Genomic DNA, 25,579 nt, shown 5'->3' on the forward strand with positions numbered 1-25,579 from the left:
GCTACATTTGTGGACACGCGTATCAACCATGCCGACCCTGAGACCCTCCGCGCCACCTCCGGACTCGACCCCCGAGCAAGCCTTGCTCGCGGCGCTCCGGTCTAGTCGGCCGGAGCAGCGTCAGCAGGCCGCCGAACGTGGCCTCGCCCTGGGGCCCGGCGTCACGCGGGATACCCAGGTGTTGCTGCTGCGTCAGCTCTACCTGGCGCACGTGGAGCTCCGGCAGCTGCGCCGCGCCGCGGAGATCGCCACACGGGCCGCCGCGCTGGGGCCGCTCCAAGACATCGCCTGGCACGACGCCAGCCGAGCCCTCTCAGCGCTCGGGGAGGGCCACGAGGCGCTGCTCACCCAACGTCGGGCCGCGCGCAGCGCTCCGCCCGAGCGGCGCAGTTTCCAGCTCTGGGGGTTGGCCACGTTGCAGCATCACGCGGGCGACGTCGACGCCGCCCTGGCCACGCTCCAGAAGGCCATGCGCAGCGCGCAGCGCGACCGCGCGCTCCTGCGGGCCCACGCCGCGTACATCCGCCTCGACGCGGGGCGCCCGGCCCGCAACTTGCGCCGCACCCTCGATACCTTGCGCGCCTCGCCCAACGCCGAGGGCTACGGTCGGTTCCTCCTCGGTATGATCGCGCACCTCATGGGAGACCAGCGCGAGGCCATCGTGCACCTGCAGGCCTTCTTGCGCCGCAACGCCGACGCGGGGCTGGCCAAGGAGCTCACGCTGCGCGAAGAGCTGCGGCGTGCGCGCGCCGTGCTGGCGAAAATCGACAGCCACTGAGCGGCCCGCTCGCCGAAACAGTCTGGTATCTTCGGCGGGATGAGCCAAGCCACCCCGGTTGACGCGGCCAGCCCCTACGCCGCTTTGTTTGCAGGAGACGAGGAAGGGGCGCTGCGCTCCGCCATGGCCGCGCTGAGTGCCGAGCCCCTGGACCTCGCGTCACTCGCGTTGCTCGCACGCGTGCTCGGTGAGCGCGGCCGTCGAGACGCGGCTGCCGCAGCTCACAAGCGCGTGGTCACACAGCTCATCAACCGAGGCGACCTCCCTGGTGCCACGGCCGCTGCACTCGATGCGCAGGCGGCCGGTGAGGCCGGTGCCGGAGAGGCATTCGAGAAGATCGCGCAGGCGTTCGGCAAAGGCAGCAAGCGCATCGCGGACGTGTCGCCCTCACCGCCCCCGCTGCCCACGCGCAAGACCATCGCGCCCGACGTCATGAAGGCCAGCGGCGATGCGCTGCTGGACCAGGCCGAAGAAGCATTGCTCAACGCCGCCGACGCACCGGACCCCGTGGCCGCCGGGAAGGTGCCCGAGCTGCCGCTCTTCTCCGCGCTCACTCCGCCGGCACTGCGTGAGCTGCTGGAGGCGTTCGAGCTGCGTGACGTGACGCGTGGGGAAGAGGTCATCGCGCAGCACGAAGAGGGCACCGAGGCCTATGTGGTGGTGCGCGGGCTGCTCGAGGTGGCGCGCACCGAAGACGGCGAGACGCTCGCGCTGGCGCACCTCGGGCCCGGCGCCATCTTCGGCGAGATGGCGCTGGTGAGCGACGCCCCGCGCGCCGCGCTGGTGCGCGCTCTCGAGACCAGCCAGCTGCTGTGTGTGCGCCGCGAGACGCTCGAGGCGCTGGCCGCCACCACGCCGGCCATCGGGGAGCAGCTGGGCGAGTTCTGCCGTGCGCGCATGCTCGCCAACCTGGTCCGCTCGAGCGCCATCCTGAGCGCCGTGGGCCCCGAGGAGCGCAACCAGATCATCGACCTCTTCGGCACCCGCTCGTTCGACCGTGGCGAGACGCTGGTAACGGAGGGCGACGAGGCCGCCGGGCTCTTCCTCATCGCGAGCGGTGGCGTGAGCGTCATCGGCAAGGACGGCGACGGCGACGACATCGTGCTCGCCGAGCTAGGGCCCGGCGACGTGGTGGGCGAGATCTCGCTGGTGCTGCGGCGCCCGGCCACGGCCACCGTGGTGGCGGCCCACCCCACCATCGCGCTCGAGCTCACGCGCGACCGCTTCCAGGCGGCCATCCGGCAGCACCCCATGCTGCTCACCGAGCTCTACGACGTGGCGGTGAAGCGCGAAGAAGAGACCCGCAGCGTGGTGGCCCAGGAGGCGCTGGACGTGTCGGACGTGGTGCTCATCTGAGCCTCTCGTCGTTGTCGTTGTCGTTGTCGTTGTCGTTGTCGTTGTCGTACGCGTACTCGTGGTCGTTGACGTGCTCGTGCTCGTGCTCGTACTCCTACCCCCCACCACCCCACCGCGCACTCCATCGCCGAGCCGCATGCGATTGGTGACTTCGCGTGGCCGCAGGGAATCGTCTTGGACCAGTCTGTGGCCATAGCCGCGGAGTCGATGGAGCTGGAGTCGGCTTGGGGCGGCGGGGAGTGGCTGTCGGTCGACTTCGATGTCGGCGAGTACGAGCACGAGCACGAGCACGTCAACGAGCACGAGTACGGCTACGACCACGTCAACGTCAACGCCAACGCCAACGCCAACGCGGAGCAATGTCCGTCTCTCTGAGGGCCCAAAAGAAAAAGACCCCCGCCGAAGCAGGGGTCTGGTGCCGATGAGTGGAATCGAACCACTGACCTAGCGCGTATGAAACGCCCGCTCTAGCCATCTGAGCTACATCGGCAACGGGACGCGGATTATAGGGGGCGCGAGAACGCTGTCAACGTCGGATCGGCGTTGCCCTCGCGAGCGGCTCAGGCCGGGGTGATCTCGATGTAGGCGTGGTCGGAGCCGGGGCGGATGCGGCCGAAGAACTCGCCGGTGATGAAGCTCAGGCCGTACTTCTTCTTGAAGGCGTGCTTGGCCACGGCGGTCTCGCCCGGCTGGAGGACGCGGGCCTTGCCGGCCACGGTGGCGCCCAGGTTCTTCTTGCCGTTCACGTTGCACGGCGTCATCTCGCACGAGGGGTTGGCCAGCAAGCGCTTCACCTTCCACGTGTCGCGCTGCGTCCACACGTAGGCGCGGCCCTCGCTCACGGCCACCCAGATGGGCGTGGCCTTGCGCTCCCCGTTCTTCCGAAACGTGGTGAGGTTGATGTACTGCGCGCTGGCGATCGGGTCGAAGGGGTGCGTCATGGCGCGACCAGGCTAGCACCGCGGCGAGCGGCCCGCATGAGGTTGGCGCGTGGCTCGGCGGGCCCGCTCAGCGAAGCTGCCAGCCTGCGACCGTGAGCGCGGCCCAGCCCACCAGGAACGCGAGCCCGCCGAGCGGCGTGACCGCTCCCAGCCCGCGGATGCCGGTCAGCGTCATCGTGTAGAGGCTGCCCGAGAACACCACCGCGCCCACCGAGAAGGCCACACCAGCCACCGCAGCAGGCCCTGGGGCCCGTGCCATCAGGAGGGCGGCCACGCCGATCGCCAGCGCGTGCACGAGGTGATACTGAGCAGCAGTGCTCCACCACTCGAGGCGCCGCGCACCATCTTCCAGCTCCGCCAGGCTCGCGCGCAGCCCGTGGGCCCCAAACGCGCCCAGCGCCACCGCGAGGAAGCCATGCACCCCAGCCATCATCATCAGTGCGCGTTCCATGCCGGCGAGCTTGACCCCCGCTCTGTCACCCCGCCAGCCCCTTCGAGGGACACCCACCCGAGAGCCCCGATGGGTGTCCTCGCAGCGGGGCTCGCGCTGGGTGTCCTCGCAGGCGGGTGTGCTGGGAGGGCGCCCGTGACCGGGCCGGGGGAGACCGACCCGCTCATGGGCCTGAACGCCGACGCCCAGGCGGGCGCGGTGACCGACGTGCTGCACGGTGTGCCGGTGCCGGACCCCTTCCGCTCGCTCGAGCTGGACACCGAGGACACCCACCGCTGGGTGGAAGCGCAGAACGCACACACCCTCGCCACGCTTGCACCGCACCAGCGCGCCGAGCGCGAGGCGCGCCTGCGTGAGCTGCTGTCCATCGACGCTCTGGGCGAGGCCCAGCTCGAGGGGGACACGCTCCTCTTCTACCGCCGCTCCGGCGCCGAGGAGCAGGGCGCCTACTTCGTGGCCCACGCGCCCGACTTCGTCCCCGTCGCCGCCCCGGTGCTGAGGGCCGAGGCGTTCGGCGAGCGCGCGTCCATCGACTACACCTACCTCTCGCCGGGCGGTCGCTTCGTGGCGTTCGGGGTCTCGCAGAACGGCGACGAGCGCTCCACGCTGCGCGTCCTCGACGTCCAGACCCGCGCGCTGCTCCCCGACACCATCACCCACGCCAAGTGGAGCCGCGTGTCCTGGCTGGGCGACGACAGCGGCTTCTACTACACGCGCTACCCCGCCGAGCACGACGCCGACTTCCCGCACGACGACCCGGCGCGCGTGGACACCTATGGCTCGCGTGTGTACCGGCACCGGCTGGGTGAGGCCCCCACCGCCGACCCGCTCATCTTCGCGGCCAGCGACCCCACCGAGTTCCCGAGCGTGGGCGTGACGCCGGATGGACAGCACCTGATCCTGGCCGTCTCGCGCGGCTGGTCCGCCAACGACCTGTGGCTCGCCCGCCGCGGTCCCAACGACCACCCCGTGGACGTCACCCCCATCATCGTGGGCGAAGAGGCCCGCACCGCCGCGACGGTCCACGCGGGCCAGCTGCTGTTGGTGACCAACCGCGAAGCTCCGCGCTACAAGGTGCTGCGCACCCCCGTGGCGTTGAACAGCCCCGCGCTCGCCGACGCCGCGCGCTGGCAGGTGCTGGTCCCCGAGTCCGACGCCGTGCTCAACGAGTGGGTGGTGCAGGGCGACTCGCTACTCCTGGCCTACACGCGCGGCCTCGACGCGGCGCTCGTGGAGTTTCCGCTCGGGGCTGGCCTCTCCAGCATTCCGCCGCTCCCGCGTGACCTGCCGCTGCCGCCCGGCGGTGAGCTGGGCGAGCTGACCACCGACCGCGCGGGCCGCCACGCGCTCTTCTCGTTCAGCGGCTATCGCACTCCGCCGGCCATCTTCCTGCGCAGCGGCGCAGCCGACCCCGCGCCCATCGTGCGCGTGACCACCGACGTGGACCTCGAGGGCTTCGACTACGAGGTGGTGCAGGTGCGCTCCGCCGACGGCACCGAGGTGCCCATGCAGCTGCTCTCGCGCCGAGGCATGGCACGCGACGGCAACAACCCCGTGCTGCTCTACGGCTACGGCGGCTTCAACGTGTCGCTGCTGCCCGCGTTCCAACGCAACCTGCTCTACTGGCTCGAGCGCGGCGGCGTCTACGCGGTGGCCAACCTGCGCGGCGGCGGGGAGCTGGGCGAGGCCTGGCACCGCGCGGGCAGCCGGGAGAACAAGCAGCGCGTGTTCGAGGACTTCGAGGCCTGCATCCGCTACCTGCGCACGTCTGGGATCAGCCGCCCCGCGCGCATCGCCATCACGGGCGGCAGCAACGGCGGTCTGCTGATGGGCGCCATGCTCACGCGCGTGCCGAGCGAGGTGGGCGCGGTGGTCTCCTACGTGGGCCTCTACGACATGCTGCGCTACCACCACTTCCCGCCCGCCGAGATCTGGGAACCCGAGTACATGAGCAGCGACTCACCCGAGGGCTTCGCCGTCCTCCACGCCTACAGCCCGTACCACCGCATCCCAGACGCCGTGGCGCTGCCGGCCACGTTGATCGAGACCGCCGATCACGACAGCCGCGTGTACTGGGGCCACTCCACCAAGTTCGCGGCGCGCCTGCAGGTGAGCAACACCTCGGCCGCGTCGGTGCTCTTCTACATGGAGCGCGAGCAGGGCCACGGCGCCGGTCGCCGCCTGAGCGACACGGTGGCCCGCTACACGCGCTTCTACACGTTCATCGAGCACGCGCTGGGGGTCGAGTGAGCGTTCCGCTGCTCGCGGGACCGTTGGACTCGGGCCTCTCGCGAGCCCATGTGGCAGGCTGAAGCTGCTCTCGAGGCAACGTGAACCTGCGCACTTCCCGACTGACCACACGCGGCTCGCTCCGCGTGGCTGCCTCCCTCCTGCTCCTCGGCGCGCTGCTCCCGGTGCCCGCCGCGCGGGGGCGCACGCCCTCGGTGACCGAGGCAACACCGCCGTTGCGCACGGGGGACGCCGATCTGCGCTCCGGCACCTGCACGCCGGGCCCCACCCACGTGGACCGCGGCGACGACTACGTGGAGCGCCTCCTGCGTGCGCACCCCGAGCAGTTCGCCGAGGTGCTGGCCAACGCCGAGGACCTGCGCGCGCAGATCCTGGTGAGCGAGGTGGTGCGCGACGCTGCCGGCCGCCCCTGCATCCGCAGCTACGGCTACCGCCTGAACGCGGAGTACTTCTACCCCGCCAGCGCCATCAAGACGGTGGCCGCCGTGGGGTCGCTGCTCACGTTCCAGGCGCACTCGGAGGCACCCGAGCTCGTGACCGCGCCGCTCTCGCTCTCGGCCCGCACGGCGCGGCTGACCAACGGCGAGACGGTGGAGACCAGCGCGCGCAAGGGCAACACCACGCTGCGCGCGGAGATCGAGCGCACGCTGGTGGTGTCCAACAACCGCGGCTTCAACGTGCTGTTCGACGTGGCCGGCATGGAGCTCATGAACCGCGCCATGTGGGGCGCCGGCCTCACCAGCGTGCGCATGCAGCACCGCCTCGAGGTCACCGAGCTGCCCTCGGACTCGCATCGCTTCGCGCCCGAGGTGCGCGTGGGCCGCGGCAGCGCGCGGCAGGTGGTGGCGCGCGAGCGCACGGCGTCGGTGGCCTTCCGCAACAGCCTGCAGCTGGACATGCCGCGCACGGGCGTGGGCGTGGCGCACCTCGACTCGGACACGCGCCAGCGCATCGAGCACCCGCTCGACTTCCGGCGCAAGAACTACATCTCGCTGCGTGATCTCCAGCGCATCGTGCTGGACGTGGTGGACCCCCGCCTCGACGGCGCGGACACCGACCTCCCGCTGACCGCCGCGAACCGTGCGCTGCTGCGCGAGATCATGGGCAGCCGCCCGCCCGCCGCGCGGCGCACCACCGTCGAAGACGCCGAGGCGCGCTTCAAGCCGCTCACGCCGGGTATCAGCCGCGTGGTCCCGCGCGCCGACTACGAGTACGTCAACAAAGCCGGCCGCGCGTGGGGCTTCCACCTCGAGAGCGCCTACGTGCACCACCTCGTCACGGGCCGCGCCTTCTTCGTGGCCGTCACGCTCTACGTGGACCGGGACGGGCTCATGAACGACAACCGCGCCGACTACGACCGCGTCTCGTTCCCCTTCTGCGTGAACCTGGGCGAGCTGCTGGCGCGTGAGCTGCTGCTCGACCCGTAGCTCCCCTTCTTCTAGCTCGGTGCGCGGCTCCGCGTGCCCAGGGCGAAGATGCCGGTCGCGACCACGCCGAGGCCCGTCAGCGCCAAGAAGCTGAGCGCGGCGTCGTGCTCGTAGAGCGCCAGCAACACGGGCGGCCCCACCAGCATGCCCAAGTCGGTCACGGCGTGCATGGCGCCGAACACCTTGCCGTGGTCGTCCTGCGCCTCGTGGTAGGTCTCCCCCACGAGGCCGGAGTTCGCCGCGAAGAGCAGCGAGCCGAACACCACGTAGGCGAGGTAGCTGCCCACGAAGCCCAGCTTTCCGAGCCAGAACGCCATCGCCACGAAGGCCAGCGCGGCGAGCGCCGCAAACGCCGCCGTCATGCCTCGGGCGGAGAAGCGCCTGCGCACCACGCCAGCGACCGGCTGCATGAGGGCGAAGAGCACGCCCGTGGCGCCGAACAGCGCAGCCACCTCGAGATCCGTGAGCGCGATGCGCTCGGCATGCAACGGCAGCAGCGGTTGGAGCAGCCCGAACGCCAGCTTCCCGAACGCGAGCGGCAGCACGAGGATGACGAAGACCCCCGAGCGCGCGTACCCCAGCAGCTCGCGTGCGAGGGACACCGGTCCCGCCGAACTCGCCCGCACGTGGGCCGCGAGCTTGGGCACCAGCCACGCGGCCAGCAGCGTCACACCGGCGGTCGCCAACATCGCGGGGCGAACGCTCTCGCGGCCCACCGCGAACCCCACCAGCGGACCCACCACCATGCCGGCGCCGCCCACGCCCAGCACGATGCCGTGCCGTCGCGTGAAGTCCGGTGCGTCGCCCGTGGAGAGCACGATGGCCGAGACCGCTGGCACCACCACGCCCACGGCCAGCCCCTCCACGGCCCGGAAGACCAGCACGCTGCTCACGCTGTCTGCCCAGCCGAGACCAGCGAGGGACACCGCATAGGCCACCACGCCCCACCGCAAGACGCGCTCTGCCCCGACGCGGTCGGCCGCCGCACCCCCGATCAGCAGCGCGACTAGCTTCGCCGCCGAGAAGATGGAGTACATGAAGCCCACGTCCACGGGGGTGGCGTGCGCCAACGTGGGCAGCACCGGCAGCACGATGCCGTAGCCGAGGTTCACCAGGAAGGAGAGGACGCAGAGGCTGGTGAGGGTGCGCATTGGCGAGGCTCCGAAGAGCGGTCGGTGCTTGACATGCGTGACACGTGACCGCAAATCCGGCCCATGACTGCGAACGAAGCCGTGGGGCGGCTGCGATCGATCCTGGAGTCCGACTTCCAGGTGCCTGCCGATCGGATCACCGAGGACGCTCACCTCCGCACGGACTGCGGCCTCGACAGCCTCGCGCTGACGGACCTGGCGTTCCTCGTGCAGTCGGACTTCGGCTTCAAGGCCGAGCCGGACGACTTCCGCGGCGTCACCACCGTGGGCGCTCTCGCGGAGTTCGTCGCCAAGCATGCCCCCTGAGGTGCGCGCGCGTCGGCTCGGGCGCCTGAGCACCGAGGAGCGTGTCCGGGCCGTGTTCGACGACGGCGTGTGCGCGGAGTGCGCGCTCGGCTTCACGGCCGAAGACCGTGAGGCGCTCGCAAAGGACGGCTTCTACGCCGTGTCGGGTCGCGTCGGGGGGCGCGAGGCGCTGGTGCTCGCCACCGACTATCGCGTGGACCGCGGTACGCTCGGGGTCAGCGTGTGTCGCGCGTCGGTGGAGGCGCTCACGCGTGCGGCCCAGCTCGGCACGCCCACCGTCTTGCTGTTGGACTCCGACGGCGTTCGTCTGTCCGAGGGCGAGCCCGCCATGCTCGGCGTGGCAGACCTCCTCGGCACGCTGGCGGAGGTCGCGGGTCGCATGCCCGTGGTGGCGGTGGTGTTCGCGGTCGCGAGCGGGGCAGCCGCCTATGCCGCCGCGCTCGCCGACTTCACCATCGCGGTGGACGAGCGCGCGTTCGCTTTCGTGGCGGGCCCAGGGGTGGTGCGCGTTGCGCTCGGCCGCGAGCCCAGCCTGTCCGAGCTCGGCGGCACGCGCTTGCACATGGAGCAGTCCGGGCTCGTCCAGCTCGCGGCGCGTGACGACCGCCACGCCATCGACCTCGCACGCGGCGTGCTGGGCTACGTGCCGGAGCAGCGCGTGGGCGCCGCCCGAGAAGCGCGCGTTCACGCACCGCGTGAGCCCGCTGTGCGGCTGGCTGCCGGGCTCCTGCCGAGTGACCGATCGCGCCCGTACGACGTGCACCCGCTGATCCATGCGTTGGTGGACGAAGGCAGCTTCCTCGAGCTCGGCGAGCGCTTCGGCCCTTCCGTGCGCACGGGGTTCGCGCGCCTGCAGGGGGCTCCGGTGGGCCTCGTGGCGTCGCAGCCGGCTTGCCTCTCGGGCGCCATCGACGCGGACGCGTCGCAGAAGCTGGCTCGCTTCGTGCGCTACTGCGCGGCCTTCGGCCTGCCGGTCGTCACGCTGGCGGACACGCCGGGGTTCCTGCCCGGGCCGGCCTCCGAGCGCGCGCGCATCCTGATTCACGGCGCAAAGGTCATCGCAGCGTATGCAGAGGCCCGGGGCCAGGTGCCACTCGTCGCGCTCATCGTCCGTCGCGCTGCGGGTGGCGGTGCCGTCCTCGCGCTGGGCGCCGACACCATCTTGGGGCTGCCGGGCTACGAGCTCATCAGCATGAGCGAGCGCGCGGCGGCCACGCTGGGAGAACCGGCTGGTGATGCTTCCATGGACGCTGGCGTCACCAACACGCGGCGCGTTCACGAGGTCTCCCTGGCCGACGCGCGTGCTGCGGTCTTGAAAGCGTTGGCGGCTGACCCCACCCCGCCTCCCACCTCGCGCGGGCCGCGCCGGGTGCGGCTGACGCCGCTCTAGCCGTCGAGCGCTTGCATGCTGCCATTCCCAGAACCCCGTACGCTCTTTGCGCTGCTGTCGCGTGCTGCCACAGCCCCAGGCGGCACCGCCGGCATCCGCTTCGTGGCACGGGGTGCCGAGGAGCGACTGACATATGTGCAGCTGCTCGAGCGCACCCTTGCGCGGGCCAGCACGCTCGAGGCGCGTGGGCGCGGCGACCAGTGCATCTTGCTCGTGCTCGGCAATGGCGTGGACGTGGTGGAGCTGCTCTTCGCGGCGCTGTCTCTCGGGCGAGTGGCGGCCATCCTTCCTCCGCTCCCTCCCTTCGGGGACGTCGAAGTCTTCGCCCAGCGCCTGGCGCGGACCGCCGCGAAGGCTGACCATGCCTTGGTGGTGACCACTCCTGCGCTCGCGCGTGTCCTCCGCGGCTCGGCCACGGGCGCCGCGCTGGACCTCGTGACGACCGAGGAGCTCGCCCCGGGCGCGCGTCGCGAGCCCACGCCCACCTCCGGCCGGGCTACGGCGCTCATGCAGATGACGTCGGGGTCGCTCTCGCACCCCAAAGGCGTGCGCCTCTCGCACGACGCGCTGCTCGCCGACGCGCTGGCCATCGCCGGGCGGCTCGGCATCACGCCCACCGACGTGGGCTGCGCGTGGGTGCCGCTCGCGCACGACATGGCGCTCATCTCGCTCCTCATGGTGCTCTCTGCGGGCGCCGAGCACATCCTCATGACCACGGAGAGCTTTGCGGCCGACCCGGGGGGCTGGCTGAGCCTCTGCCACCAGCATGGCGTCAGCGTCACCGTCGGGCCGCCCTATGCCTTCGCCACGGCGGCGCAGCGGCTGCAGCGCAGCAAGCGCACGCCGGACCTCTCCGGGCTGCGGGCGGCCGTGGTGGGCGCCGAGCCCATCTCCGCCACGCTCCTGCGCGGGGTGCACCAGACGCTCGCGCCGCTCGGCCTGCGTGAGCCCCTGTTCGTGCCAGCCTACGGGCTGGCCGAAGACACCTGCGTGGCCACCATGGGCACCCCCGGCACGGCGTTCCCCACGCGGGCTTTCCGTGCTCCGCTCGTGCCGTTCCAGTCGGCGGGCGAGTCCAGGCCCGACGACCCGCGCGCCCTGCTGCTCGTGGGCCATGGACCCGTGCTGTCCGAGCAGTCTCTGCGCATCGTGGATGGCGACGGTGAGCCGCTCCCGGACGGGCACGTGGGCCTCGTGGAGATTGGGGGTGCCGCGCGCATGACCGGGTATCACGGAGATCCGGAGCAGACGGCGCTCGCCTTCCATGGGGAGTGGCTGCGAACGTTCGACTACGGCGTGCTCGTCGACGGCTTTCTCTACGTCGCCGGGAGGGCGAAGGACGTCATCGTGCTGCGCGGCCGGAACGTGCTGCCGGAGGAGATCGAGGCCGTCGCGCTGGAGCTCGAGGGACTATTCGGGCGTGGCGCGGTGGCGTTCGGGACCGTGGACGCCACGGGTGGGCCCGAGCAGATCACGTTGGTGGTCGAGGCCAGCGGCGACGCCGATGCGGCGGGGCTCGAGCGCGCGCTGCAGCGGCACATCGCCGACCGTCTGGACGTGCGCGTGGACCGTGTGGTGTTCGTGGGCCGCGGAGAGATTCCGCGCACCACGAGCGGCAAGCCCAAGCGCGGGGTCGCGCGTGAACGGTGGAGCGCATGTTGACGTCGCTGCCGGCCCCAACGCTCACGCTCGGGATGGTGCCCGTGCGCATCCTGGGGAGCGGGGTGGCGTTTCCGCCCCACGCCGAGACCACGGCAGAGCTGCTGGGGCGGCTCGCTCCCGAGGTCCCTGCGCCGCGTCGCGATGCGCTGGCGCGGCACTTCGACGCCGACATCGGCGTGCTGCGACGCGCACACCTCACGCAGGGGCGCGCCGTGGACCTGGCCGTCACGGCCGCGCGCGCCGCGCTCGAAGACAGCCACACGCCACGCCCCATCGCCGTGCTCGTGGCCACCTCCACGCCCAGCCGCTGGACGGCCGCCGAGTCCGCCATCCTCGCGCGCGAGCTCGGCCTCGCGTGCGCGTTCTTCGACGTGCGGTCGGGCTGCACCGGTGGGCTCCACGCGTTGGTGCAGGGGGCTCGGCTGGCCCGGGACGCTGGTGGGCCCGTCCTCGTCGTGGGTGCCGATGCGTTCTCGCTCGCGTTCGGGCCGGAGCGTCTGCTCCCGGTGAGCATGGGCGACGGCGCGGGGGCGCTGGTGCTCGGCCCCTCGGGCGACGCCACGGTCGGCATCACGCGCGCGGTCTTCGGCGGCGCCCCCAGCTTGGTGGACCTGGCCACGGTGCCCGACCTCTTGCCTCCGTCCGCCGACGTGATGGCGCGTGACGTTGAGTCACGCTTCCGCCTCGACGGCGACCCCGAGGCGTTCAGCGAGGCCGCCGAGGCGGCGCTCGGCATCGCCCTCGATGCGTTGCTCGCGGGCGTGCTCTCCTCCTCGGACCAGCCGACCGCGCTGGTGGTCCAGACGGGTCGCGCGTCTTGTGCCCGGCGCGTCGCGGCGCGCGCTGGCCACGAGCCCTACCTGGGTGTCCTCGAGAACCACGGCAACCTCGGCGCCGGCACGTTGCTGGTCGCGCTTCACGCGCTTTCTCGGTCGCCCGAGATCTCGCGTGTGCTGCTCGTGTCCGCAGGCGGCGGTCTCTCGTTCGGCGCGGCGTCGCTACGGATGCGCGCATGACGGCCGGCCTCGTCGAGCTGCTGAGTCCGCGCTTCATGCTGCACATCGGCGAACACGCGCTCGGGCTCGACGCCATCGCCCGGCACGCGCGCGAGACCACCCTGCCCGCGAACATCGCCGGCCGTGTGGTCACCACCCCCGCGCGCGATCCGCTCGAGGCGCTCCGCTACATCGAGGCCTGCATCCAGGCGGACGCACTGCCCGTTCCGAGCGCGCTCTGCAGCACGCCCACCGTGCTCGACGCGCGCTTCACCGCAATCGCCGGGGACGTGCTGGTCTTGCGCACGTCGGGGTCCACTGGGGCCCCGCGCCATGCCGTGTTCCATCGCGACGCGCTCGCCCGCTCCGCCGCGCTCATCGCGGCCGACCTCGCGCTCCAGCCCGACGACGTGGTGGGCTTGGTGCTGCCGTGCGATCACGGCTTCGGTCTCGTGGGGCAGCTGCTGGCGGCCGCCATGGTGGGCGCGCGCGTGCAGTGGGCGCCGGGGGCTTTCGCGCAGCAGCGCATCGCCGCGCTCGCGGCGGGTGGGGCCACGGTGCTCGCCGCGGTCCCGTTCGGGCTTGCCCAGCTCTTGGCGGCGCTTCCGGGCTGCGCCAGCCTGCCGCCGCTCCGGCAGGTCGGAGTCGCCGGGGGCGCGCTCCCGCGCGGGCTCGCCGAGGCTGCGCTGCGGACCTTCCCCCGCGTGGAGCTGGTGCATCAGTACGGCTGCACCGAGGCCGGCCCGCGCCTCACCTCCATCTCCTCACGCAACCCGGCCTTCTGGACCGGCAGCGTGGGCCGGGCGCTTCCCGGCGTGAGCATCGCGGTCCTCGACCCCGACGATGCCGGAGAGGGTGAGCTCACCTTCGCGAGCCCCTCGGCCATGACGCGCTACCTCGAAGGCGCGGTCGAGTCTGCCCAGGCAGGCACGCCCAGCGCGTCGGGCCGCTGGCTCCGCACGGGCGACCGCGGCTCCGTGACGGCCGATGGGCTGGTGTTCGTCACCGGCCGCACCGACGACGTGGTCAAGCTGCGCGGCGAGAAGGTCTCGCTCGCGTCCGTGGCGCGTGCCACCGAGGAAGCCGGCGCCGAGGACGCCATCGCGTGTTGCTTGCCCAGCGAGTCGAGCGATCCCGACGGAATCCTGGCTGTGCTCTACGCGGGCGACGTCAGCCTCTCCCCGCGGGATCTCGCGCGTTCCCTCCCGCGAGGGGTCGTCGTCAAGCGCCTGCGTCACGTCTCCCAGCTGCCACGCACCCTCTCCGGCAAGGTCGATCGCGTCGCCGCCGCACAGCTGCTCACGCGAACCGCAGACGACCACCCGGCTCACCGATCATGACCTCTCCCACCGCCCTCTCCGCCATGCTCGCGGCCCTCGAGCCCGTCCTCGCGGCGGCCCTCGAGCCCGACACCGTGCTGCCCGACGCGCCCGACGCGCTCATGGACCTCCGCTCCATCGAGGTGGTCACCCTGGTCGACCTACTGGAGGCCGAGTTCGATGTCGTGTTCGGAAGCGACGACGTCCGCCCCGAGCACTTTGCGACGCGCCGTGCCATCGCCGAGCGCCTGCTCGCGCTGGGGGCCCCGTGCGGCTGACGCGCTTCGCCGGCCCCTGTGTCGTGGGTACGGGACACTTCCTGCCGGGCCCACCTCGCGCCACCGTGGACCTCGGCTTTCCGAACCCGGAGGAGCTCATCCGGCTCACCGGCATCGTGTCGCGGCACATCGCAGACGCCTCGCTCGCCACCTCGGATCTGGTGGTGGAGGCTAGCCGCGCGCTCGTCGCGGCGCATCGCAGCGACATCGACCGCGTGCTCGTGGCCACGGTGACACCCGATCATCCGTCCCCCGCCACGGCGCCGCTGGTGCAGCACCGCCTGGGCCTCGAGCAGGTGCCCTCGCTGGACGTCGGCGCGGCCTGCGCTGGCTACGTCTACGCGCTGGACCTCGCGGCTCGCGCGGTGGCCACCGGGGACCGCATGGTGCTGGTGGGTGCTGGTGAGTGCCGCGTGCGCACGCTCCATCACGCCACGGACGGCGTGCGCGTGTTGTTCGGCGATGGCGCCGCCGCGGCGCTGGTGGCGGGCGCCGACGCGCCAACCGTGGATACCCCGGTGCGGCTGCGGCTGTTGGTCACGTGCCTGGGTGCCGACGGACGTCATCACTCCGCCATCCGCGTGCCCGCGGGCGGTTCGCGGGTGCCCACCAGCGCCGAGACGGTGGCCGCCGGGCAACACGCACTCATGCTCGAGGACGGGCCACACGTCTTCTATCAGGCTGTGGAGGGATTCATGGACATCGCCAAGGCCACCCTGGGCCCGCTCGGGCTAGTCCCCAGCGACGTGGACCTGATCGTGCCGCACCAGCCCAACGTGCGCATCCTCGAGCGTGTGGCGCGTCTGCTGCGTGTGCCTCTCGAGCGGTTTGCCATCGAGGTGGATCGGGTTGGCAACGTAGGCGGCGCCTCGGTGGGCATCGCGCTCGATCGGGCCGTTCGCGCAGGCCGCGTGAAGCCGGGCATGCGCGTGCTGCTGCTGACCGCGGGCGCAGGCTACACGGCGGGCGCCGCGCTGCTCGAGGTGGCGTCATGAAGGCGCTCATCCAGCGGGCCATGCAGTTTCGCCGCGCCCGCGCCTTCGCGCGCTACGAGCACGCGTGCCACGACCCGGCGGCCGCGCAAGAGACCGCGCTGCGCTGGCTCGTCGAGCGCTCGGGCCACACCGCGCTCGCGCGCCGTCTGGGGGCCACGCCCGGGCAGGTGCGCAGCATCGACGACCTGCGGCGCCGCGTGCCGCTCACGTCCTACGACGAGATCGCCCCCGAGATCGACGCGGCGTTGCGGGGCCAGCCCGACCAGCTGATCCCCGGGCGGCCGTCGTTCTTCGCGCTGACCTCGGGCACCACCGGGCGCTCCAAGTACATCCCCATCGACGACGCGTACCGCCGCGCCTTCCAGACTCCGATGCAGCACTACCTCTACGGGGTGGTGCGCGACCACCCGCGCGCCTTCTCGGCGAAGGTGCTGTACATGGTGGGGCCCCCCGAGGTGGAGCACACACCGGGAGGCGCGGTGGCCGGAACCATCTCCGGCTACAACTACCGCGCCCTTCCGAAGCTGCTGGCCAGCGTGGGCGCGGTGCCCTGGCAGGTCTTCGCCGTGCGCGATCCCCTCGCGCAGGTCCACGCCACCGCCCGGCTCGCGCTGCGCCATGACGTGTCGTTCGCGGTCGCCATCACCACGGCGCCGCTGGCCGCGTTGGGCACTGCCATGCGCGACCACGCCGACCTGCTGCTGCGAGACCTGCACGACGGCACGCTCACCATCCCCACGGGTGCGCTCTCGCGGGCCGAGCGCGACATGCTGCAGCCGTTCGCCACGCGTGACCCTCGCCGCGCGCGTGCGCTCACACAGGCCTGCTCGCGCGCCGGTGGCCTGACCCCGCGGGTGGCGTGGCCCAACCTCGCGCTGCTCTCCTGCTGGGCACACGCCGGGGCGGCCACTCACCTGCACCTCTTCGACGAGCTCTATGGCCCGGGCCCGCTGCGCAGCGCGGTCTACTCGGCCACGGAGGGCTGGATCAACATCCCGCTGCGCGACCATGACCCCTCGGGCGCGCTGTCCATCGAGAGCGGCGTCTACGAGTTCGAGGTGTTGGACGAGCGCGGCGAGCCCACGGGCGACACGCTCCTGCCTCATGAGACGGTGGTCGGCGCCGAGTACGGCATCGTGCTCTCGTCGGGCTGCGGCCTCTTCCGCTATCGCCTCGGGGACCGCGTGCGAGTCACGGGCTTCTTCCACCGCACGCCCGAGATCATGTTCGTGCGCAAGCTGGGCGCGGTGCTCTCGCTCGCGCACGACATGACCACCGAAGACCACGTCGCCACCGCGGTTGCGGCGGTGGCGGCCAGCGGCGTGCCCCTCGCGCGCTGGGTGTTCGGCCCTTGTGACGGTTTTCCGCCGCGCTACCGCCTAGTCGTGGCCAGCGACGGGGGCATGTCCGCCGAGGCCATCGCCGCCCGATTCGATGCTGCGTTGGGCCACGCGAACCTGGGCTACGAAGCCGACCGGGAAGCAGCCATCCTCGCTCCGGTCGAAGTCACGCTGCTCGGCCGGGCGGAATTCGATGCTTGGGAGGCGGCCCGCCGCGCCGCGGTGGGTCACCAGTCCAAGCCCGTGCGCTTCGTGCTCACCGCGGCCGAGCTGCCGGGTGCGCCGCGCGGCGAGGGGGCGGCGTGAGCGGCCGTCGTCGCGCGCTGGTCACGGGCGCCACCTCGCACATCGGGCGCGCCGTGGCGCGCGCGCTCGCCGCCGACGGACACGAACTCGTCCTCACGGGGCGCCGCGCCGACGTCCTCGCCGAGCTGGCGGCCGAGCTGGGGGCCGAGCACGTGGCGGGCGACCTGTGCGAAGGCGCGCTCCGTGAGCGCCTCGCGGAGGGGCCCGCTTGCACCGCACTCGTGCACACCGCCGGGCATGCCTTCGCTTACGCCCGCCACCACGACTTCGCGCCCGCCGACGCGGAAGCGCTCTACGAGGTGGACTTTCGCGCGGGTGCCGAGCTGGCCCGGCTGCTCGCCCCCGGCATGATGCGGCAGCGCTCCGGTCGCTTCGTGTTCATCGGCTCGCTGGCGGCCACCTTCGCGGGCGGCGGCAGCGCGCCCTATGCGGCGGTGAAGGCGGCCATCGAGGGACTCACGCGCGGGTTGGCCACCGACTACGGTCGGTTCGGCATCACCAGCAACGTGGTGGCGCTGGGCGTCATCGAGACGGAGCGGACGGCGCTCCGCATGACCGACGAGAGTCGTCGGAAGTTCGCCGCCGCCACCAGCCTGCGCCGCATCGGTCAGCCGGCCGACGTGGCCGGGCCAGTTCGCTTCTTGTGCTCCGACGAGGCGGCCTACATCACGGGCAGCACCCTGGTCGTCTCGGGTGGCCTCCACCTCAACCAAGGCTGGTGACATGCTCTTCGCGCTGATTGCCATGGATCTGGTCTGGGCGCTGGCCTTGGTGGGGGTCGCCACCCCCGCGTCGTTCGCCGCCTATCGTGCGTACGCGCTCGCGAGCATCGCTACGGAGAGCGCGCCGCTCGGCTTCGTGGCCGCCGTGGTCGTCTTCGTGCTCACGTACGGTGCTGGCGCCTGCGCCCTGAGCTTCGTCATCCCCAAGCCGCGGCCGGGCCGGTACACGCTCTTGAAGGGCCGGGACTTCTATCTCTGGTCCCTCGGGCTCATCGTGCGGCGCGTCATCGACATCCCGCCCATCTCCACCTTGGTGCGGCAATCGGCGCTGGGTCGCACCCTCGCCCTGCGCGCCGCCGGTGGGCGGGTGTCGTTCCTTGCGAACATGTCGTCCGACGTGGTGGTGCTGGACCCCAACCAGTTCACCCTCGAGGCGGGGGCCATGCTGGGCTCCGGCGTGATGGTGTCGGGTCACTACATCGTGGACGGTGTCCTCACACTAGCGCCCGTGATCATCGAGTCGGGCGCCGAGGTGGGGGCCGACGGTCGCATCGCCCCGGGGGTCCGGCTGCGGAAGAAAGCGATGGTCCAGTCGGGGGCCGCCATCGGGCCGTTCAGCGACGTGGGGGAGGGCGCGGTGGTGGGCCTGCGCGCGGTGGTGGGCGCGCGCGTGCAGATCGGCGCCGGCGCCAGCGTCGCGCCCAACGCGTACGTGCCCAACGGGCAGGTCATCGCGCCCGGCGAGACCTTCGGCTAGCGCACCACCGCTACCTGCCCGCAGGCACTTTGCGCACGCGGAAGCGCTCGAGCTGGTACTCCGCTGCGGGCGAGATGCGCGCCTTCATGCGCGCGATGTTCACCTGCTGCTCGGCGCTGTCCACGCCCTCGATGTCCGGGAGCAGCACGCCCCGCAGCTGCCCGCTGTGCACCACCACACCGTAGTGCTTCGGGTCCAGGTCCTGCAGCCCGCGCGCAGGCTCGGGGGGCTCGAGCAGGCTGATCTCCATGGTCAGGCCGTCCAGCTCCCCGCGCGAGACGGGCAGGAAGCGCGGGTCCTCGAGCGCCGCCGAGATGGCCGACTCGGCGATCTCGTGCGCCAGCGACGTGCGTGAGGGCTCGAGCCTCCCGACGCAGCCGCGCAGCTCGCCGCCCGGCTGGCGTAGCGTGACGAACACCGCGCGTGCTGTGTCGCCGAAGCTCGCGGGCAGGTGAGGTGGCACGAACGTCCGGCCCTCGAGGCGTGCCGCGATGGCGTCACGAGCCACGTTCAGGAGGGCCTGCTCGTCGGGGGTCGCGGTCGCTCTCGTCATGAACGGGCCTCGCTCTCGGCCGAATTCGAGTACAGCACGGCCTCGCAGTAACCCACGCCGAAGGGGCCCTCGTAGGCCAGCACCCGGGCGCCGCGCGCCTCGAAGCCCACGGCTGCGGCAGCCACGCAGGTGGACTGCACCACGTCCTCGCCCGCCAGCTCTTGAAGCGCGGGGTCGGGGGCCACGGCGCGCGCGTAGTCGCGCGAGCGCAGCGCCGCCACGAACCCGCTGTCGAACTCGATCGCGCGCGGGTGGAAGCCCGCCGGCGCGTCCGGCCGCAGGCGGTGGCTCATGTCGCCCGAGGCCACCACCGCCCAGCGCTCGCCGCGGGCCTCTGCCACGTCCCGCAGCAACCGGCCGAAGCGCGCCTCGCTGCCGGCCCCTGGGTAGGGCAGCGCCACCACCAGCGTGCGCCCGGCATAGCCCGCCTCCGCCAAGAACCAGAGCGGCACCACCGCGCCGTGGTCGAGCGCGTGCCCCGCGATGCCTTCGACCGCGACACCCTGGCCCGCCCCTGCTGCGGCGAGGGACTGCGCCACGTCCGCTGCGCCCGGCAGCGCCACGCCCACCGCGGCGTGACCAAAGCGCCCGAAGTCGCCCTGCACGTGGGCGTCGGCGCACACCCCCCAGGCACGTGGCCGGCGCGGCGCGTGCGGCGTGATCAGCACCAGCACCTCGGGCGCGTGCCGCACCACCTCGGCGGCCACGTCACGCATGGCCCGCGTGGTGGCGGCGCACTCCACCGCTCGCTCCGCCCCGATGGCGGGCACGACGATGGGCGCGTGGCACATCAACGCGGCGACGACGACGCTCATGCGGGCGCTCCCGGGGCGATGGGCAGACGCATGCGTTTCGCTCCCCAGCTGCCGGGTGCCTCCGCAAAGCGCCCCGCCAGCGCCGCCCCACACGCCATGCACTCACCTTCGGGCGTGAGCCGATACGCCCCCAGCGTGTACCAGTCGCGCTCGATGACCACGGCCTCGCACGACGCGCAGTAGGTGCTCTGCCCCGCCACGTCGTGCACGTTGCCCGTGTACACGTGCCGTAGCCCCGCCCGCAGCGCCTGCTGCCGCGCCCGCAGCAGCGTGGCCCGCGGCGTGGGCGGGTGCGCGTCCAGCTTGAAGTCCGGGTGGAAGCCCGAGAAGTGCAGCGGCGTCTCGGGCCCCAGGTGCTCCACGAACCAACCCACCAGGGCGTCCACCTCGGCCTCGCTGTCGTTCTCGCCCGGGATCAGCAGCGTGGTCACCTCCAGCCACACGTCGGTCTCGCGCTTCAGCCAGGCCAGCGTGTCCAGCACGGGGCCCAGGTGCGCGAAGCACAGCTTGTCGTAGAAGCGCTCCGTGAAGGCCTTGAGGTCCACGTTGGCGGCATCCATGGGCGCGAAGAAGCGCTCGCGCGCCCGTTCTGTGATGTAGCCGGCGGTCACGGCCACCGTGCTGAGCCCGCGCTCGTGCGCTGCGTGCGCCGTGTCGGTGGCGTACTCCCCCCAGATCACCGGGTCGTTGTAGGTGAAGGCCACGCTCTTGCAGCCCGCGCGGGCGGCGGCCGCCGCGATGTCCTCGGGCATGGCGGCGTCGGTCAGCCGGTCGAACTCACGCGCCTTCGAGATGTCCCAGTTCTGGCAGAAGCGGCAGCCCAGGTTGCAGCCCGCCGTGCCGAACGAGAGCACGCTGGACCCCGGGTAGAAGTGGTTGAGCGGCTTCTTCTCGATGGGGTCCACGCAGAACCCCGAGGCGCGCCCGTAGCTGGTCATGACCACCTCACCGCCGCGGGCCTCGCGCACGAAGCAGAAACCGGCCTGCCCCTCCCGCATGGTGCAGGCGCGCGGGCACACGTCGCAGCGCACGCGCCCGTCGGCCAGCACGTGCGTGTGCTCGCCGACGACGGTGTGCGGAGCGATGAGCGGGCGTGGGGTCACGGCGGCAAACCTAACCATGGGTCTTCGTCGCGCACGCACGCGCCTCGAGCGCGTCCAGCACGCGGGCCAGCTGCCCCAGCGCCAGCACCAGCGCGTCGCGCGGGCACGCTGCCGGCTGGGACCCGAACTTCATGTGGTAGAGCGACACGCGCTCGGGCGACTCGTCCGAGATCTCGATGGCCACCTCCTGCGCCAGCTGGCGGCCACCCCCACGTGCCAGGGCTGCGGACAGCTCGCGGACATCGTCCCCGCTCGTGAGCGCTCCCTCCTCCACCACCGCCGCGATCACCTGCCACGCTTCCCGCACCTCGGCGTCGACCAGCTCCTCCAGCATGCCCAGCGCCGCGTCGCGACGAGCCGCGGCCAGCACCACGGCCGAGTGCCGTGCAGCGCGCTGCCGTGCATCGTGGCGCGCGGCGTTGACCACCGCGGCGACCACCAGCAGCAGCACGGTCCCCCAGCCCAGCGCGTATCCGAGCTCTGCGTTCACGCGGCACCTCGAGCTTGTGTATGGAAGCTCACTCCGATAGGGTGAACCAATGCAAGGACGGAGGACACTGGGTGTGCGTTGGGGCGTGTTGCTTCTCGTGTTGGGGCTGGCTCCCGGCTGCAGCTGCGGCGAGCGTGTCCACCCGTCGGACGGTGGCTCGCTCGATGGCGACATGACCGTGGGCGACATGGCCGTGGATGCCATGGATGGCGCGGACATCGGGCCCGACCCCATTCCGTGCACCCTCTCGGGGCGCAGCGTGGCGGTGCGGCTCGAGGAGGTGGACTCCATCGACGTCCTGTTCATGGTCGACAACTCGGTCTCCATGCGCGAGGAGCAGGTGGCCCTGCTCGAGGAGATCCCGCTCATCGTGGAGGTGCTCGCGGATGGCGACCGCGATGGTGACGGCGCCCAGGACTTCACGCCGCTCGCCAGCATCCACGTGGGGGTCATCACCAGCGACATGGGCATCGGAGGCGTGCCGATCAACGCAGCGGCCCACTGCGACGTGCTGCTCGGCGACGACGGAGTCCTCTTGACGGTGCCGCGCGGCAGCGACCCCTCGTGCGAGCTCAGCTACCCCCCGTTCCTCGAGTTCAACGGAGACACCGACAACCCGGCGCTCTTCGCGGCCGACGTGGGCTGCCTGGCCGCGACGGGGCCCAACGGCTGTGCCTTCGAGCAGCAGCTCGAGGCCGTGCTGAAGGCGTTGACCCCCGCCGGCTCCGACGTGGTCTTCGAGCAGGCGCGCGGAAGCACGCTGGTGCGCACCACGCAGGGGCACGGGGGCGGCGGTGTCAACGGCGGGTTCCTGCGCGACACGTCCATGCTGGCCATCATCATGGTGACCGACGAGGACGACTGCTCCAGCCGCGACATCGACCTGTACGACTTGGACGCCTCCACTGCGCGCTATCCAGTGCCCACGAGCGCCCTCGGCAGTATCGCGCCCAATCGACAGTGCGCCGCCTACCGTGACGTCCAATATGACGTCGCCAAGCGCTACGTCACGGGACTCCTCGCCGTGCGGCCCGACTTCTACGACCTGCTGGTGTTCGCCGTCATCGCTGGCGTCGCGCCCGACGTCATCGCCGCGAACACCACCACCGAGACGGTGGACGACCAGACGCGAACCGTCACCGACTACGCGGCCATCCTGGCCAGCGCCTCCATGCAGGAGCTCTCCAACGCCGAAGCCGACAACCTGGTGCCCGGCTGCGTGCGGCCCAACCCCGACGACCCCACCAACGCAGCACTGAACAACGTGGCCTTCCCGCCGCGTCGCCTCGTGGAAGTGGCCGAGGGCCTCGACCGCCTGGGCGCACACGGCGTGGTCGCGTCCATCTGCGAAGCCCGCGACCCCGAGAACGGCGACTTCCAAGCGGATTTCTCGCCGGCCGTGGACGAGATCCTGCTGGCCATCGAGAACGCGCTGCCCCCGGGCTGCATCGACGACGAGCTCGAGCAGCGGGCATCCGGCGAGGTGCAGTGCGAGGTGCTGGAGACGCTGCCGCCCGGCGTGACGTGTGCGTCGCAAGCATCCCGCGGCCGCGACCCGCTGCCGGTGCGCGTGGAAGGCACGGGACCCTCCGCCCGCCAGGTGTGCCGCGTGCAGCAGCGGGTACCGAGCGCCGCCGACCGCAGCGCGCAGACGGGCCCCAGCGGCGAGGGCTGGTTCTACGACGACTACACCACCCTGCTGCCCACGCGCTGCCCCCCGAGCCATCAGGCCATCGTGTTCAGCGCAGGCGGCGGCCTCACCGTGGACGCCGAGATGACCATGGAGTGCTTGGTCGCTCCGCCCGCGGACCTGGCTCGCGCCGATGTGGGCACCGGCTGCCGCGTGAACCCCAACGCGTGCGCCCTGGTGGGCGAAGACCTGGACAGCCTCCGCACCCAGTACCGCCGCCCTAGCACCACGCTGGTCTGTGCGGCCTCGGGCAACTGCCACCTCTCGTGTGTGGCCGACTCCGACTGCCCGGCGCTCCAGCGCTGCGTGGCCGAATCCGGCCAGTCCATCTGCCAAGACCCGGTGTGCGGCAGCTGACCCCTGAGCTGAGGTCGCCCTTCCAGGGTGGGCTCAGCAGTCGTCGAAGACCACCTCGCCCACCACGCGGGTCTCGTCTTCGAGCGTGCAGTCCACCCGCACGTAGCCGCGCACCAGCCGCACGTCGTTGACGGTGGTGCTGGTGGGCTCCACGGACACCTCGAAGCGCGTGCAGCGCTCGCGGTCCACCCGAAACACGGTGCAGTCGGTGCCGTTGGCGTTGCGGCAGGTACCGGGCACCTCGATGTCGAGGCGCGTCCCCTCGAGCGGATCCACCGTGGGGTAGATGGCGCCGTCGTTGTGTCGGTTGCCGTGCAGGTTGGCGCCCATGCGCCCGAACGGCTGCATCGAATCGCACTCCGTGGGTGTGAGCGTGAAGGGAGTGCGCGGCCCTCCGTCCACGCGCACGCTGCCCTCCGGCTCGCCGCAGTCCTTGCCCACCAGCAACACCAGCGGCACCGCCAGCAGGATCACCGCCATGATCTTCGCGCCGCGAAGGTTCGCCTGCTGGTTGGGCAGCGGGGGCGGGGTCGTCTCGGGAGGCGCGGCGTCGGGCATGGTGCGCAAGGGTCGCAGAGCCGCAGCCGTCTGCCTACCTCCGGCGTGCGGGTTCGCCTAGAGGCTGCTTCCCCGCGAGGCGGCGGCCGTGCCATCCTCTCGCCGAAAGCATACGGACGAGTCAGGGAAGGGATACCGCTCATGAGTGACACCACGGATTCGAGAGGGGAGTGCACGCACGCCGCGTCCTGCGCGATGTACAGCCTCTTCAAGCATGCGGGGACCCTCAGCGTCTTCAAGATCCGCTACTGTAACGGCGCCTTCGAGACGTGTGCGCGCTACGAGCTCGCCAGCAAGGGTCGCACGGTGCCGCTGCGACTCATGCCCAACGGACAGACGCTGAGGGCACCGGAGCAACCATGACGTACTGGCCCGCCTGGTTGAGCGGCCTCGCCCTCGCCCTCGTCGCCCTGACCCATTGGCTCGCGGTGCGGCGCATGCTGGCCGTCTCGGGCCGCTTCACGCACCTGGTCAACCGCCTGCGTGAGGGGCCGCCTGTCGAAGGTGAAGACGACGCGATGAGCGAAGCGGAGCTGCTGGCCGCGGTGCAGGCCATGGCGCTCGCCGAGTTCGGCGCCGAAGCCATCAACGCCGCTGAAGCCGCCGAAGCCAGCGCCGCTCCCGAAGCCCTCGACGCCATCGCGGAGCCCACCGCGGTGGTGTCCGCGGGCCCTCAGCCGCTCTGGCTGCACGCCGCCTTCCTCGCCGCGCTCCTCGTTGGTGGGGTGCTCTCGGCCCTCGCTGCGGGCGGCCTCACGGTGGACTCGGGTTTGGCCAGTGCGGGCTTCGAGGCCACCTTCGGCAGCGGGGCGCCCTCGTACGCGGTGCTCCTGCTGGGGGGCGTGCTCATCGGCTGGGGCACCCGCATGTCGGGCGGCTGCACCTCGGGCCACGGCCTGTGCGGCGTCAGCCGCGCGCAGCCGGGCTCGTTCGTGGCCACCTGCGCCTTCTTCGGCACGGGCATCGTGGTCAGCTTCCTGCTGGAGGCGGTGCTGTGAAGTCGCACCTCATCACCATCGCGCTCGGCGTCGCCTTCGGGTTCTGCCTGAGCCGCATCGGCTTCACCAGCTGGGACGAGGTGCACGCCATGTTCACCTTCAGTGACCTGCGCCTGGTCATCGCCTTCGGCACCGCCGTCGCCCTGCTCAGCGTCGGCTGGGTGGTCGTGCGGCGCCTCCGCCCCAGCGACCCCGCGTTCTCGCCTCGTCCCATCCACAAGGGCACGCTCGTGGGCGGTGTGCTGTTCGGCGCGGGCTGGGCCCTCACGGGGGCCTGTCCCAGCATTGCCTTGGTCCAGCTCGGCGAAGGCAAGCTGGGCGCGCTGGTCACGCTCGTGGGCATCTTCGCGGGCAATGCGCTCTATGCGGCCGTGCACGAGCGCTACTTCCGCTTCAGCGTGGGCAGCTGCGAGGGCTGAGCCCGAGGTTCGCCCTCCGCTCAGGCCTCATGATTCTACACATCTCGCGCGGGGGCCGATTCTGCTTGCAGCAAGGCATGGGCACCCCCGGCTGGAAGCCGGGGCAGAGACCAGGCCTGGGCGACCTGAAAGCCGCCCTCTGGGCGGACTAAATGGCGGTGAAGTGGGGGCC

27 protein-coding genes and 1 tRNA gene are annotated in these 25,579 nt (G+C 71.8%); 19 read left to right on the top strand and 9 right to left on the bottom strand.

The features are described 5' to 3' along the window. The first annotated feature begins 28 nt into the window (after window positions 1-28). The 3 genes from IPI43_04195 to IPI43_04205 all read left to right on the top strand — a co-directional run bounded on the left by IPI43_04195 (window position 29) and on the right by IPI43_04205 (window position 2,509). Entirely contained in the window at window positions 29-778 is a 750-nt protein-coding gene (locus IPI43_04195) for a tetratricopeptide repeat protein (protein ID MBK7773327.1), read from the top strand. 39 nt (window positions 779-817) lie between these two features. Further along, window positions 818-2,134 carry a cyclic nucleotide-binding domain-containing protein gene (locus IPI43_04200; GenBank protein ID MBK7773328.1) on the top strand — a complete coding sequence of 439 codons (1,317 nt, stop codon included), beginning with the start codon at window positions 818-820 and terminating at the stop codon, window positions 2,132-2,134. 207 nt (window positions 2,135-2,341) lie between these two features. Continuing rightward, the gene (locus IPI43_04205; GenBank protein ID MBK7773329.1) at window positions 2,342-2,509 is read left to right on the top strand and encodes a hypothetical protein; all 168 of its coding nucleotides are present in this window, start codon (window positions 2,342-2,344) and stop codon (window positions 2,507-2,509) included. A gap of 38 nt (window positions 2,510-2,547) precedes the next feature. Here IPI43_04205 and IPI43_04210 read toward each other — a convergent pair. The 3 genes from IPI43_04210 to IPI43_04220 all read right to left on the bottom strand — a co-directional run bounded on the left by IPI43_04210 (window position 2,548) and on the right by IPI43_04220 (window position 3,526). Beyond that, window positions 2,548-2,624: transfer RNA gene (locus tag IPI43_04210), tRNA-Met, on the bottom strand. 70 nt (window positions 2,625-2,694) lie between these two features. Beyond that, on the bottom strand, window positions 2,695-3,075 hold the full coding sequence (locus tag IPI43_04215; protein MBK7773330.1) for a PPOX class F420-dependent oxidoreductase: 381 nt from the start codon (window positions 3,073-3,075) through the stop codon (window positions 2,695-2,697). 67 nt (window positions 3,076-3,142) lie between these two features. After that, window positions 3,143-3,526, bottom strand: a complete 384-nt coding sequence (locus tag IPI43_04220; GenBank protein MBK7773331.1) for a DUF423 domain-containing protein — start codon at window positions 3,524-3,526, stop codon at window positions 3,143-3,145. 135 nt (window positions 3,527-3,661) lie between these two features. Between IPI43_04220 and IPI43_04225 the strand changes: the two genes are divergently transcribed. Further along, window positions 3,662-5,776 (top strand): S9 family peptidase, encoded by a 2,115-nt coding sequence (locus IPI43_04225; protein MBK7773332.1) that lies wholly within the window; start codon window positions 3,662-3,664, stop codon window positions 5,774-5,776. A 125-nt stretch (window positions 5,777-5,901) separates the two neighbouring features. Next, window positions 5,902-7,203 (top strand): serine hydrolase, encoded by a 1,302-nt coding sequence (locus IPI43_04230; GenBank protein ID MBK7773333.1) that lies wholly within the window; start codon window positions 5,902-5,904, stop codon window positions 7,201-7,203. 11 nt (window positions 7,204-7,214) lie between these two features. Here the strand turns inward: IPI43_04230 and IPI43_04235 are convergent, their stop codons facing one another. Then, window positions 7,215-8,354 carry an MFS transporter gene (locus IPI43_04235; GenBank protein ID MBK7773334.1) on the bottom strand — a complete coding sequence of 380 codons (1,140 nt, stop codon included), beginning with the start codon at window positions 8,352-8,354 and terminating at the stop codon, window positions 7,215-7,217. A gap of 63 nt (window positions 8,355-8,417) precedes the next feature. Between IPI43_04235 and IPI43_04240 the strand changes: the two genes are divergently transcribed. From IPI43_04240 to IPI43_04285, 10 genes are all read left to right on the top strand, one after another. Further along, a complete protein-coding gene (locus tag IPI43_04240; protein MBK7773335.1) occupies window positions 8,418-8,660 on the top strand; it encodes an acyl carrier protein in 243 nt (80 codons plus the stop codon). Further along, a complete protein-coding gene (locus tag IPI43_04245) occupies window positions 8,650-10,050 on the top strand; it encodes a hypothetical protein (protein MBK7773336.1) in 1,401 nt (466 codons plus the stop codon). Before IPI43_04240 ends, IPI43_04245 begins: the two co-directional genes overlap by 11 nt. Before the next feature lie 15 nt (window positions 10,051-10,065). Continuing rightward, entirely contained in the window at window positions 10,066-11,712 is a 1,647-nt protein-coding gene (locus IPI43_04250; protein MBK7773337.1) for an AMP-binding protein, read from the top strand. After that, window positions 11,706-12,728, top strand: coding sequence for a hypothetical protein (locus tag IPI43_04255; GenBank protein MBK7773338.1), 1,023 nt, complete (start codon window positions 11,706-11,708; stop codon window positions 12,726-12,728). Before IPI43_04250 ends, IPI43_04255 begins: the two co-directional genes overlap by 7 nt. Then, window positions 12,725-14,047: an acyl--CoA ligase gene (locus IPI43_04260; GenBank protein ID MBK7773339.1), complete on the top strand. Its 1,323-nt coding sequence runs from the start codon at window positions 12,725-12,727 to the stop codon at window positions 14,045-14,047. The genes IPI43_04255 and IPI43_04260 overlap by 4 nt, the downstream gene beginning before the upstream one ends. Then, window positions 14,044-14,304: a hypothetical protein gene (locus tag IPI43_04265; protein ID MBK7773340.1), complete on the top strand. Its 261-nt coding sequence runs from the start codon at window positions 14,044-14,046 to the stop codon at window positions 14,302-14,304. Before IPI43_04260 ends, IPI43_04265 begins: the two co-directional genes overlap by 4 nt. A 23-nt stretch (window positions 14,305-14,327) precedes the next feature. Beyond that, a complete protein-coding gene (locus IPI43_04270) occupies window positions 14,328-15,299 on the top strand; it encodes a ketoacyl-ACP synthase III (protein ID MBK7773341.1) in 972 nt (323 codons plus the stop codon). Next, window positions 15,296-16,945, top strand: a complete 1,650-nt coding sequence (locus IPI43_04275) for a GH3 auxin-responsive promoter family protein (GenBank protein MBK7773342.1) — start codon at window positions 15,296-15,298, stop codon at window positions 16,943-16,945. Before IPI43_04270 ends, IPI43_04275 begins: the two co-directional genes overlap by 4 nt. Beyond that, window positions 16,942-17,667 carry an SDR family oxidoreductase gene (locus IPI43_04280; protein ID MBK7773343.1) on the top strand — a complete coding sequence of 242 codons (726 nt, stop codon included), beginning with the start codon at window positions 16,942-16,944 and terminating at the stop codon, window positions 17,665-17,667. The genes IPI43_04275 and IPI43_04280 overlap by 4 nt, the downstream gene beginning before the upstream one ends. A 385-nt stretch (window positions 17,668-18,052) precedes the next feature. Beyond that, a complete protein-coding gene (locus tag IPI43_04285) occupies window positions 18,053-18,424 on the top strand; it encodes a hypothetical protein (GenBank protein ID MBK7773344.1) in 372 nt (123 codons plus the stop codon). 10 nt (window positions 18,425-18,434) lie between these two features. On the opposite strand, the gene amrA is transcribed toward IPI43_04285, so the two are convergent. The 4 genes from amrA to IPI43_04305 are packed head-to-tail and all read right to left on the bottom strand — an operon-like array spanning window position 18,435 to window position 21,385. Beyond that, window positions 18,435-18,977 carry an AmmeMemoRadiSam system protein A gene (amrA, locus tag IPI43_04290; GenBank protein MBK7773345.1) on the bottom strand — a complete coding sequence of 181 codons (543 nt, stop codon included), beginning with the start codon at window positions 18,975-18,977 and terminating at the stop codon, window positions 18,435-18,437. Then, the gene (locus tag IPI43_04295; protein MBK7773346.1) at window positions 18,974-19,792 is read right to left on the bottom strand and encodes a hypothetical protein; all 819 of its coding nucleotides are present in this window, start codon (window positions 19,790-19,792) and stop codon (window positions 18,974-18,976) included. Before IPI43_04295 ends, amrA begins: the two co-directional genes overlap by 4 nt. Further along, window positions 19,789-20,913: an AmmeMemoRadiSam system radical SAM enzyme gene (gene amrS, locus IPI43_04300; GenBank protein ID MBK7773347.1), complete on the bottom strand. Its 1,125-nt coding sequence runs from the start codon at window positions 20,911-20,913 to the stop codon at window positions 19,789-19,791. Before amrS ends, IPI43_04295 begins: the two co-directional genes overlap by 4 nt. Further along, window positions 20,906-21,385, bottom strand: coding sequence for a hypothetical protein (locus tag IPI43_04305; GenBank protein MBK7773348.1), 480 nt, complete (start codon window positions 21,383-21,385; stop codon window positions 20,906-20,908). The genes amrS and IPI43_04305 overlap by 8 nt, the downstream gene beginning before the upstream one ends. Before the next feature lie 85 nt (window positions 21,386-21,470). On the opposite strand from IPI43_04305, the gene IPI43_04310 reads away from it, so the two are divergent. Next, window positions 21,471-23,432 (top strand): hypothetical protein, encoded by a 1,962-nt coding sequence (locus IPI43_04310; GenBank protein ID MBK7773349.1) that lies wholly within the window; start codon window positions 21,471-21,473, stop codon window positions 23,430-23,432. A gap of 33 nt (window positions 23,433-23,465) precedes the next feature. Here the strand turns inward: IPI43_04310 and IPI43_04315 are convergent, their stop codons facing one another. Next, complete coding sequence (locus tag IPI43_04315; protein MBK7773350.1) at window positions 23,466-23,990, bottom strand: hypothetical protein; 525 nt, start codon at window positions 23,988-23,990, stop codon at window positions 23,466-23,468. A gap of 141 nt (window positions 23,991-24,131) precedes the next feature. On the opposite strand from IPI43_04315, the gene IPI43_04320 reads away from it, so the two are divergent. Genes IPI43_04320 through IPI43_04330 form a run of 3 tightly spaced genes read left to right on the top strand, consistent with a single transcriptional unit; the run spans window position 24,132 to window position 25,407 of the window. Continuing rightward, entirely contained in the window at window positions 24,132-24,353 is a 222-nt protein-coding gene (locus tag IPI43_04320) for a hypothetical protein (protein ID MBK7773351.1), read from the top strand. After that, window positions 24,350-24,988 carry a hypothetical protein gene (locus tag IPI43_04325; protein MBK7773352.1) on the top strand — a complete coding sequence of 213 codons (639 nt, stop codon included), beginning with the start codon at window positions 24,350-24,352 and terminating at the stop codon, window positions 24,986-24,988. The genes IPI43_04320 and IPI43_04325 overlap by 4 nt, the downstream gene beginning before the upstream one ends. After that, window positions 24,985-25,407 (top strand): YeeE/YedE family protein, encoded by a 423-nt coding sequence (locus IPI43_04330; GenBank protein MBK7773353.1) that lies wholly within the window; start codon window positions 24,985-24,987, stop codon window positions 25,405-25,407. Before IPI43_04325 ends, IPI43_04330 begins: the two co-directional genes overlap by 4 nt. The last annotated feature ends 172 nt before the right edge of the window (window positions 25,408-25,579 follow it).

Source organism: Sandaracinaceae bacterium, from assembly GCA_016706685.1.
Taxonomy (GTDB): domain Bacteria; phylum Myxococcota_A; class Polyangia; order Polyangiales; family Houyiibacteriaceae; genus JADJJE01.

Bases quoted from the DNA above. Each gene is read 5' to 3' on its own strand.
- IPI43_04205 (MBK7773329.1), top strand. From the start codon at position 2,342: ATGGAGCTGGAGTCGGCTTGGGGCGGCGGGGAGTGGCTGTCGGTCGAC.
- IPI43_04285 (MBK7773344.1), top strand. From the start codon at position 18,053: ATGTCGTCCGACGTGGTGGTGCTGGACCCCAACCAGTTCACCCTCGAG.
- IPI43_04295 (MBK7773346.1), bottom strand. From the start codon at position 19,792: ATGAGCGTCGTCGTCGCCGCGTTGATGTGCCACGCGCCCATCGTCGTG.
- IPI43_04200 (MBK7773328.1), top strand. From the start codon at position 818: ATGAGCCAAGCCACCCCGGTTGACGCGGCCAGCCCCTACGCCGCTTTG.
- IPI43_04255 (MBK7773338.1), top strand. From the start codon at position 11,706: ATGTTGACGTCGCTGCCGGCCCCAACGCTCACGCTCGGGATGGTGCCC.
- IPI43_04245 (MBK7773336.1), top strand. From the start codon at position 8,650: ATGCCCCCTGAGGTGCGCGCGCGTCGGCTCGGGCGCCTGAGCACCGAG.
- IPI43_04250 (MBK7773337.1), top strand. From the start codon at position 10,066: ATGCTGCCATTCCCAGAACCCCGTACGCTCTTTGCGCTGCTGTCGCGT.
- IPI43_04195 (MBK7773327.1), top strand. From the start codon at position 29: ATGCCGACCCTGAGACCCTCCGCGCCACCTCCGGACTCGACCCCCGAG.
- IPI43_04235 (MBK7773334.1), bottom strand. From the start codon at position 8,354: ATGCGCACCCTCACCAGCCTCTGCGTCCTCTCCTTCCTGGTGAACCTC.
- IPI43_04220 (MBK7773331.1), bottom strand. From the start codon at position 3,526: ATGGAACGCGCACTGATGATGATGGCTGGGGTGCATGGCTTCCTCGCG.
- IPI43_04320 (MBK7773351.1), top strand. From the start codon at position 24,132: ATGAGTGACACCACGGATTCGAGAGGGGAGTGCACGCACGCCGCGTCC.
- IPI43_04315 (MBK7773350.1), bottom strand. From the start codon at position 23,990: ATGCCCGACGCCGCGCCTCCCGAGACGACCCCGCCCCCGCTGCCCAAC.
- amrS (MBK7773347.1), bottom strand. From the start codon at position 20,913: ATGGTTAGGTTTGCCGCCGTGACCCCACGCCCGCTCATCGCTCCGCAC.
- IPI43_04265 (MBK7773340.1), top strand. From the start codon at position 14,044: ATGACCTCTCCCACCGCCCTCTCCGCCATGCTCGCGGCCCTCGAGCCC.
- IPI43_04275 (MBK7773342.1), top strand. From the start codon at position 15,296: ATGAAGGCGCTCATCCAGCGGGCCATGCAGTTTCGCCGCGCCCGCGCC.
- amrA (MBK7773345.1), bottom strand. From the start codon at position 18,977: ATGACGAGAGCGACCGCGACCCCCGACGAGCAGGCCCTCCTGAACGTG.
- IPI43_04260 (MBK7773339.1), top strand. From the start codon at position 12,725: ATGACGGCCGGCCTCGTCGAGCTGCTGAGTCCGCGCTTCATGCTGCAC.
- IPI43_04215 (MBK7773330.1), bottom strand. From the start codon at position 3,075: ATGACGCACCCCTTCGACCCGATCGCCAGCGCGCAGTACATCAACCTC.
- IPI43_04240 (MBK7773335.1), top strand. From the start codon at position 8,418: ATGACTGCGAACGAAGCCGTGGGGCGGCTGCGATCGATCCTGGAGTCC.
- IPI43_04325 (MBK7773352.1), top strand. From the start codon at position 24,350: ATGACGTACTGGCCCGCCTGGTTGAGCGGCCTCGCCCTCGCCCTCGTC.